Below are 2,175 nucleotides of genomic sequence, written 5' to 3' on the forward strand. Positions count from 1 at the left end.
CTACCAAACTGAAGCTGAGGGTGCAGCAGTTTCAGATGATGAGTCCACGGACCAAAACAGCAGCAGTCAAACTGCTGGCAGCGAGAATAATGCAGGCACTTCAAGCAGCGCCCCAGAAACTGAACATGAGCAGACTAGTGCCAATAGCAGCACAGCAAGTGAAAATAGTGCAGACGCAGCTGCCGGCAATACCAGCGATCCAAGCACCACAGACAAAGCAAAAGCAGATAAGCAAGAAGCAGATCATGCACAATTTGATCCTGCTAAGGCTACTCGAGATGGCGCAATTTCAAGCAGATGGAACGATATCCCCGTTACAGCTGATAATGGTGTATTAAAAATTGGCTCATCTGACAAGCAATATACTATTAAAAATGATAATTTACTAAAAAACATTGGCATTAAAAACAACATACCTTGGGTAGACACATCAAAAATTACAGAGATAAATATATTAGGAACAATAGAAATTGAAGGATATGCTAACAATTTATTCTCTGGACTTTCTAGTTTACAAACTTTTAAGGGATTGGAAAACTTAAAAACAGATAATATAACTCGGATGGATGATATGTTCGATGGTTGTTCATCACTAACTTCCTTGTCCTTTCCTAAAAGTTTTAATACAAGTAAAGTAACTAATATGCAAGATATGTTCGAGAACTGTACTGCTCTAGAAACTTTAGATTTATCAAATTTTGATACTTCTAATGTACGTGAAATGTTGAATATGTTCAATGGGTGTACTAATCTAAAAAGCTTAAATCTACAAAATTTCAATACCGATAAGATAGATGATTTTTTGGGGTTAGGTTCTATGTTTGAAAATTGTACCAATCTTGAAGAACTAAATATCGAAAACTTTAATATTCCATCTGCTAAGTCCGCTACTTCAATGTTTGATAATGACCCTAATCTACGAAAATTAGTTTTAGGCCCTAAGTGCAATATTTCAAATTCTTATCTCAATGTTCAAGGCACCTGGGTAAACATGGGCCTAGGGAAAGGCTCCCCTAAAAAGGGTACATGCAAATGGTACTATCCACAGGCATTCTTAGACGAATTTAATCCTTCGACTCAACATGATGCCTATGTATGTTTTGCTGATCTTGGAGGACCAATTACAGTTCATTATCAAAGTGATAATAAAGATATTGCTGATGCAGATGAACAATTCGGGGACATAGATACTAAACTTGTCAACGACGACTCATTTATTGCTTTTAAACCCAAAGAAATTAAAGGATATAAGTTTGACCACGCGGAATTCAATGGATCAACAACGGATATAGATAGCTTTCTGTTCACAAGCAAGCCTCAAACCGTTAATCTCATATACACCAAAAATGGATCATCTACTCCTAATGGCTCGACTGGCTCTGATGGCTCAAATGGTTCCAACAGTTCTGATAGTTCTAATGGCTCTAACGGTTCAAATAGCTCCAACACTTCTAACAGCTCTAATGGTTCTGATAGTTCTAACGATTCCAACAGTTCAAATAGCTCAAATAGTTCTGACAGCTCTGATGGCTCAAATGGTTCCAACAGTTCTGATAGCTCAAATGGTTCTACTGGCTCTGACAGCTCTGATGGTTCAATCGGTTCTGACAGTTCAAATAGTTCTGACAGTTCAAATAGTTCTGACAGCTCTAATGGTTCCAACAGCTCTGATGGCTCTGATAGTTCTAACGGTTCCAATAGCTCAAATAGTTCTAACAGCTCTAACGGTTCAAATAGCTCAAACACTTCAAACAGCTCTGACAGCTCTGATAGTTCTAACGGTTCCAATAGCTCAAATAGTTCTAATAGCTCTAACGGTTCCAATAGCTCAAACACTTCAAACAGCTCTGACAGCTCTAACGGTTCCAATAGCTCAAACACTTCAAACAGCTCTGACAGCTCTAACGGTTCCAATAGCTCAAATAGTTCTAACAGCTCTGACGGTTCCAATAGCTCAAATAGTTCTAACAGCTCTAACGGTTCCAACAGTTCCAATAGCTCTAATAGCTCTGACAGCTCCAATGGTTCCAACAGCTCTAACGGCTCTGAATCCAACGGCTCCAATGCTTCCAATACTGCTGGTTCAATTGTCAACAGACCTGCAGCCATAGCGCCTGCAGTCACAGTTCATTATCAAGATGAATATGGCAACTCCATTGCCCCTGACCGCGTAAT

Annotated in this window: 1 protein-coding gene; it reads left to right on the forward strand. The window is 39.2% G+C overall.

Annotated features, from left to right (window positions below):
* A partial coding sequence (locus tag ACZ2M0_RS09390) for a BspA family leucine-rich repeat surface protein (RefSeq protein ID WP_490059276.1) occupies positions 1 to 2,175 on the forward strand: 2,175 nt, incomplete at both ends.

The organism is Lactobacillus sp. VURO6/B1 (VP7), from assembly GCF_058139575.1.